This is a genomic window from Rhodococcus sp. ENV425 (genome assembly GCF_002887785.1).
In the GTDB taxonomy this organism is placed as follows: domain Bacteria; phylum Actinomycetota; class Actinomycetes; order Mycobacteriales; family Mycobacteriaceae; genus Rhodococcus; species Rhodococcus aetherivorans.
Window position 1 is genome coordinate 107,457 of record NZ_PCZU01000086.1, and the last position, 6,307, is coordinate 113,763.

At 71.4% G+C, this 6,307-nt stretch carries 8 protein-coding genes, 2 tRNA genes and 1 pseudogene; 5 read left to right on the forward strand and 6 right to left on the reverse strand.

What is annotated here, in order from left to right; translation table 11 throughout:
* From CQZ88_RS30560 to CQZ88_RS06775, 3 genes and pseudogenes are all read right to left on the reverse strand, one after another.
* Positions 1-231: pseudogene (locus tag CQZ88_RS30560) on the reverse strand (peroxidase); the annotation flags it as partial.
* Positions 224-733 (reverse strand): copper chaperone PCu(A)C, encoded by a 510-nt coding sequence (locus tag CQZ88_RS06770; RefSeq protein WP_102799446.1) that lies wholly within the window; start codon positions 731-733, stop codon positions 224-226. The gene CQZ88_RS06770 and the pseudogene CQZ88_RS30560, both read right to left, overlap by 8 nt.
* A 77-nt stretch (positions 734-810) precedes the next feature.
* Complete coding sequence (locus CQZ88_RS06775) at positions 811-1,311, reverse strand: hypothetical protein (protein ID WP_029546814.1); 501 nt, start codon at positions 1,309-1,311, stop codon at positions 811-813.
* A 116-nt stretch (positions 1,312-1,427) separates the two neighbouring features.
* On the opposite strand from CQZ88_RS06775, the gene CQZ88_RS06780 reads away from it, so the two are divergent.
* The 5 genes from CQZ88_RS06780 to CQZ88_RS06800 are packed head-to-tail and all read left to right on the forward strand — an operon-like array spanning position 1,428 to position 4,962.
* Positions 1,428-2,558 (forward strand): FtsX-like permease family protein, encoded by a 1,131-nt coding sequence (locus tag CQZ88_RS06780; protein WP_180986958.1) that lies wholly within the window; start codon positions 1,428-1,430, stop codon positions 2,556-2,558.
* On the forward strand, positions 2,555-3,241 hold the full coding sequence (locus CQZ88_RS06785) for an ABC transporter ATP-binding protein (protein ID WP_102799447.1): 687 nt from the start codon (positions 2,555-2,557) through the stop codon (positions 3,239-3,241). Before CQZ88_RS06780 ends, CQZ88_RS06785 begins: the two co-directional genes overlap by 4 nt.
* A 17-nt stretch (positions 3,242-3,258) precedes the next feature.
* Entirely contained in the window at positions 3,259-3,846 is a 588-nt protein-coding gene (locus CQZ88_RS06790) for a TetR/AcrR family transcriptional regulator (protein WP_102799448.1), read from the forward strand.
* Positions 3,847-3,901: 55 nt separating this feature from the next.
* Positions 3,902-4,513, forward strand: coding sequence for a type 1 glutamine amidotransferase family protein (locus CQZ88_RS06795; protein WP_050034261.1), 612 nt, complete (start codon positions 3,902-3,904; stop codon positions 4,511-4,513).
* Positions 4,510-4,962: a MarR family winged helix-turn-helix transcriptional regulator gene (locus tag CQZ88_RS06800; protein WP_043799097.1), complete on the forward strand. Its 453-nt coding sequence runs from the start codon at positions 4,510-4,512 to the stop codon at positions 4,960-4,962. Before CQZ88_RS06795 ends, CQZ88_RS06800 begins: the two co-directional genes overlap by 4 nt.
* A gap of 68 nt (positions 4,963-5,030) precedes the next feature.
* On the opposite strand, the gene CQZ88_RS06805 is transcribed toward CQZ88_RS06800, so the two are convergent.
* The 3 genes from CQZ88_RS06805 to CQZ88_RS06815 all read right to left on the reverse strand — a co-directional run.
* Positions 5,031-5,103: transfer RNA gene (locus tag CQZ88_RS06805), tRNA-Ala, on the reverse strand.
* A 138-nt stretch (positions 5,104-5,241) separates the two neighbouring features.
* Positions 5,242-5,315: transfer RNA gene (locus CQZ88_RS06810), tRNA-Ile, on the reverse strand.
* Positions 5,316-5,390: 75 nt separating this feature from the next.
* On the reverse strand, positions 5,391-6,307 hold a 917-nt coding region (locus CQZ88_RS06815), incomplete at its 5' end, for a DUF3566 domain-containing protein (protein WP_258008483.1).

The window sequence follows — 6,307 nt, forward strand, 5'->3', positions numbered from 1 at the left end:
GTCGAGGCCCGGGCGCAGATCCAGGGCGACGAATGCGGCGAAGGCCTGCGGTTCGGTGTCGATGCCCGCCTGGTGCACGCCGTGGAAGGCGACGGTGCGCCCGCCGGTGGGCTCGGGCTCCCGCGTGGCGGCATAGCCGAGGCCCGTCCCGATCCCGGCCGCGCCGATGCCCGCGACGCCGAGGACGGCGGCGCCGCCCCCGAGGAGGCGCCGCCGGCTCAGCTCAGCCACCGTGGTTCGCCCCCATGCCGGCGCTCGGCTGGTAGTTCTCCCGTGCGCCGGAGAAGTCGCGGACCTGCGCGGTGAACTCGGTGGTCGAGCCGTCCTCGAAGGTCAGCTCGAAGGTCACCTCGGTGCCGGGCAGGACGGGCTCGACGAGGTCCATCAGCATCAGGTGGTCGTTGCCGGGCGTGAGGGAGTGGGTGCTGTGCGCGGGAATGACCAGGCCGTCCTCCTTTTCGCGCATCACCATGGCGCCGCCGTCGCCGGCCGCCATCTCGTGGATCTCGGTGCGGGCCGAGCTGGAGCTGGCGGCGGAGACGATGTGGATGTCGGAGTCGCCGGTGTTCTCGAGCTCGGCGAAAGCACCGGTCATGCCGGATTCGGCGGCCTTCGCCCACGCCGAGGAGACGGTGAGCGAGTCCGCGGAGGCGGCGGCCGGCTCGTCGGACGAGCATCCGGCGGCGAACAGGGTCGCGGCCGCGGCGGCAGCGAGGAACAGGGTCTTCTTCATGAGGTTCTCCGAAATCGGTCCGGGTGCGCACGCGTGCGCGCGGTCCCGCGTAGCGGTGACCGTGAGGTGGGCTGGGATCAGACCGTGTGGGGAGGACCTCGGGTGCCGAGACCTGCGGCGACGAGCAGGCCGCGCCGCACCCGGGGATGGTGTGCGACGGGCGTCCAGCCGGGAACGGCGACGGGCGCCGGCGCGAACGGCGGCACACTCGCGCGCCGCACCGCGGTGAGCCCGACGCGGCAGCCGTGTTCGGCGCCGCGGACGAGCAGCGCCGCGACGACGATCGCGGCCGTGTGGGCGGCCAGCATGCCCGCGCCGGGGACGTGGACGTGTCCCGTGTCGAGGGAGAGGACACCGTGGCCCACCACCTGCCCGGCGGCCAGCACGCCGACGATCGGCAGGCGCGTGCCCGCGGCGAGCAGACCCACCGCGGCCGCGGCGGCGAGCAGCAACACCGCGGATGCCTGTCCCGGCGCGGCCCCGCCGGCGAGCGCATGGGCGGCGATGCTCACCGCCCCCGACATGCCGCCGACGAAGGCGCCGCGCACGCGCGCGGCGAAGTCCTTCTCGGCAGACATGCAGCCAGGATACGCGCCTCCTACTACCGGAAGTAGTAACCGGCCTCACAGAACTTGCCGACACATTGTCGATAAGATGTCGACTGTCCGTCGGTAAATCTTCCTCAGGAGCCCACATGTTCCTCGCGCTGCGCGAACTATGGTTCGCGCGCACCCGCTTCCTCCTCATGGGAACCGTCGTAGCCCTGGTGGCGGTGCTGATGGTCATCCTGTCCGGCCTGTCCTCCGGCCTCGTGGCAGACGGCGTCTCGGCCCTCCAGCGCACCCCGGTCCAGGCCTTCGCCTTCGCCGAGGGCACCCGCACCGACTCGGCGTTCTCGCGATCCGTCGTCACCGAGGACCAGGCCGCCGCGTGGCGCGCCCGGCCGGACGTCGCCGACGCCGCGCTGCTCGGCAACGCCATCGTCAACGCCCGGACCGCGTCCGGCACACCGGTCGACCTCACCCTCTTCGGCGTCGAACCCGGCTCGTTCCTCGAACCGGCGCCCGCCGAGGGGCGTCCCCTCACCGGCGACACCGACATCCTGGTCAGCGACACCGTGCGCGAGGCGGGCATCGCCGTCGGCGACACCATCGTCCTCGAGCGCCTCGGCACCGAACTCACGGTCGCCGGCTTCACCGCCGACAAGCGCACCTTCGGCCACGTCGACGTCGCCTACCTGCCGCTGCGAACCTGGCAGGCGATCCACGCCGGCACGCGGGCCGGCGAGCTACCCGATCCGCGCGTCTACACCGAGGCGAGCGTCGTCGCCGTCCGGGGTGTCGACGACCGGCTGCCCGACCTCGCCGCGGGCGATGCCGCGACCGGCACCGCCGCCAAGACCCTCGAGGGATCCTTCGACGCCTCCCCCGGCTACTCCGCCGAGATGATGACGATGTCCCTCATCAAGGGCTTCCTGTACGCGATCTCCGCCCTCGTCGTCGGCGCCTTCTTCAGCATCTGGACCGTCCAGCGCTCCCGGGAACTGGCCGTGCTGCGGGCCATGGGCGCCTCCACGGGTTTCCTCCTGCGCGACGGCCTGGCACAGGCGACGGTCGTGCTCCTCGCGTCGGTGACCGTCGGAGTCCTCCTCGGCCTCGGCCTCGGGTCGGGCCTCGAGGGCAGCGGCATGCCGTTCGCGCTCGAGACCGGCCCCGTCGCGTCCGGCGCCGCGATCCTGGTCCTGCTGGGACTGCTGGGCGCGGCCGTTGCCGTCGTCCGCGTCACCCGCGTCGATCCCCTCACCGCCCTCGGAGAGAACCGATGACCACCTCGACCATCCCCACCACCGGCCTGGCCCTGTCCGGCGTCACCCTCCGCTTCGGCTACGGCGACAACACCGTCGTGGCACTGGACGACGTGAACCTGCACGTCGCCGCCGGTGAGCTCGTCGCGATCGTCGGGCCCTCCGGCGCCGGCAAGTCGAGTCTGCTGGCCGTCGCCGGCGGTCTCACCCGCCCCACCACGGGTGTCGTCACGCTGGCGGGGATCGACGTCTCCGCCCTGCCGAATCGGGCGCTGACCCGGCTGCGGCGAGAGCGGGTGGGCTTCGTCTTCCAGTCCGGGAACCTCGTTCCCGCCCTGACCGCCCGCGACCAGCTCCGGCTGGTCCCGAAGATCACCGGTCGCCCCGGACGTGATCCGGACGAGCTGCTCGGGGCGGTCGGGATGAGCCATCGCGCCGACCGGCGACCCGGACAGCTCTCCGGCGGCGAACGCCAGCGGGTCGGCATCGCCCGGGCCCTCGTCTCGCGGCCGGCGCTGCTGCTCGTCGACGAACCGACCGCCGCCCTCGACCGCACCCGCAGCCACGAGGTGGTCGAGTTGCTTGCCCGGGAAACCCACGATGCGGGGGTGGCTGGCATCATGGTCACCCACGACCACGACGTGCTGGAGCATTGCGACCGCATCCTGGAGATGGTGGACGGCAGGCTGCACGCCCGCGGCTGACCGCACGAGGAGGGCCCGTGCCGAAGATCTCTGCGGCTACCGTCGCCGAGCATCGCGCAACCCAACTACGGGCACTCCTCGATGCGGCTCACGCACTGTTGACCGAGTCGCCGGAGCGCCCGCCGAGCCTGGGCGAGGTCGCGGCCCGGGCCGGGCTCGCCCGCTCCAGCGTCTACCACTACTTCCGGTCGCGGGAGGATCTGCTGCGCGCGGTCGTCGAGGACATGTTCCCGCGCTGGAACGCGAAGGTGATCGCCGCCATGGACGAGGCCGGCGATCCGGCCGGCCGGGTACTCGCGTACGTCGACGCCAACCTCCGGCTCGTCGCCGAGGGCGAGCACGCGCTCGTCGGAGCGCTCGCCACGGTCACGCCGCAGGCCTTCACCGACGAACGCATGCAGACGCTGCACCGCGAGCTCGTGCTCCCCCTCGTCGAGGCCCTGCGTGAGCACGGGACCACGCATCCGGAACTGGCCGCCGAACTGGTCGGCGCCGTGGTCCACAAGGGCACCGAACTCATCGAACCCGGCCGGAACCTGGAGGAGGTCCGCCGGGCGGTCCGCGATCTGCTCGAGCTCATCGACGTTTCACGTGAAACGGGCTGAGATCTTCCGGGTGCCCCCTATTGACAACAGGCTGTCAAATCGACAGCATATTGTCATGACTGAGACAGTGCATGTCGCCGTGTACGACACCTTCGCCGACTGGGAGGTCGGTCATGCGATCGCCCACATCAACAAGCCCCTCTGGCACAAGCATCCCGGCCGCTACGCCGTCGCCACCGTCGGCGCCACGCGCGAACCCGTCACCACCATGGGCGGAATCCGCATCCTCCCCGACACCACCCTGGACGAGGTGCGGCCGGAGAACAGCGCGATGCTCGTCCTGGCGGGCAACGACATCTGGAACACCGAGCAGTTCACCCCCTTCGCCGAACGGGCGCGCGACTTCCTCGAGGCCGGGGTCCCGGTGGCCGCGATCTGCGGGGCCACGGGCGGGCTCGCCCTCGCCGGCCTACTCGACGATCGCGCGCACACGAGCAACGCCGCCGAGTTCCTGGCGAGTGTGGGCTACGCGGGCGGGGATCTCTACCGCGACGAACCGGCCGTCACCGACCGGAATCTGATCACCGCGAGTGCCACCGCCCCGGTCGAGTTCGCCCGCGCGATCCTCGAACGCCTCGAGGTGTTCGAGCCGCACGTCCTCGAATCCTGGTTCAAGCTCTACGGCCGACGCGACCCCGCCGGCTTCTACGAACTCATGGCCGGATGAGCGAGCGCCCGGAACAAGAACTGCTCAGCGGCCTCGCCCTGACGTCGTTCCGGCTCAACGGACAGTTCCTCGAGGTCGCCGAATCCCTCGCGCGCCCGGCCGGGCTCACCGCGGCGTGGTGGCAGGTCCTCGGTGCCGTGCTGCGCGAACCCCTGCCGGTCGCCGGCATCGCCCGCGCGATGGGGATCACCCGCCAGAGCGTGCAGCGGATCGCCGACCTGCTGGTCGAGCGAGGCCTCGCCGAGTACCTGCCCAACCCGGCCCACCGGCGCGCCAAGCTCGTCGCGCCGACCCCGGCGGGACGCGAGGCGGTGTCCGGGATCGATCCGGCGCATGCCGCCTTCGCCCGTCGCCTGGCCGACGCCGTGGGCGAGGAAGACCTGGCCGGCGCACTGGCCGCGATGCGCCGGCTCTCGGCGGTCCTCGACGAGCTCGCCGAGGAGAAGTGACCGGGCACGACGACAGGCCCGGACATCCGTGATGTCCGGGCCTGTCGTCGATATTCGAGTGTGCGTTGTGGAGCCTAGGAGATTCGAACTCCTGACATCTGCCTTGCAAAGGCAGCGCTCTACCAACTGAGCTAAGGCCCCGTCTGCCGCCTCAGCGGCCGGTGACCTCGTGCCATTCGTCCTCGCTCCGCAACATCCGGGCGAGTCCGACGGCCACCAGCACCACGGTTCCCACAGTGAGAAGAACCTTCATGCTCGCTGCCCTTTCGGCACGGGGAGTGGGCCTAGGAGGACTTGAACCTCCGACCTCTTCGTTATCAGCGAAGCGCTCTAACCGCCTGAGCTATAGGCCCTCGAACCGAGTTGGAACACTACCCCACCGAGCCGCGAAGTCCAAAATCGGCTCGGCGGGGTCACGTTTTCCCAGCTCAGTCCGGGTCTGCGAGGGTGACCTGCACGCCCCCGACGAGGTCGGTGCACAGGTTGTAGATGAACGCCCCCAGGGTGGCCAGAGCGGTCAGCAGGATCGTGTTGACCAGCCCGATCACCGTCGCGTACCCGAAGACCTGGCCGGCGGTGATGAGGCCACCCCCACCGGTGTCGGACACCATGTCGGTGAAGGCGCTGTTGAGCCGTTCCCACACGCCCATGCCCGCGAGCACGCCGTACAGCAGACCCACGGCGACCATCCACACGAAGAACAACGAGACGGAGATCACCGAAGAGATCTTCAGCATCGACCACGGATCGATGCGGCGCAGCTGCACGGTCGCCCGCAGCGGCTCACCCGGGACCCGGGCCGCGGCCGCCACCACGGCAGCCGGTTGCGCAGCCGCGGATTCCTCGGCCGGCGCGGACGGCAGCGGATGCTTCACCGTCGACAGGTCCGGCAGGTCCTTCGCCAGATCCTTGCGTTCGATGTGCCGCGTCGGACCGTCGATGACGGCCGCCTTCGTCTTGGCCGCCGACCGGTCCGCACCCGGCATCCCCGTCGTGGGCGCGTTCATCGAGGCGGCCGCCGTGCCGGTGACCACCGGGCGAGTCGGCGGCGTCGCGGCACCGGACCGGCCGCCGGCCGGATTCACGCCGGGGCGAGCCGCCGCCGGCTTCGCCGGGCCCGGCTGCTGTCCTGCAGGCTGCGCCGATCCGGTCGGGGCCGCGCCGCCGGGCCGCGTGGCGGTCTTGTCACCCCCGGGCCGCGTGGCGGTCTTGTCACCCACAGCGCCGCCCGAGGTGGGCACCGCGGGACGCCCGGTCGAGGACGACGTCTGACCCGGGCGGGCCAGATTCGTCTGCGGCACGTTCTGCGGCGCCTCCTGCTGACTCCCGCGCTGCCACGGCGGCG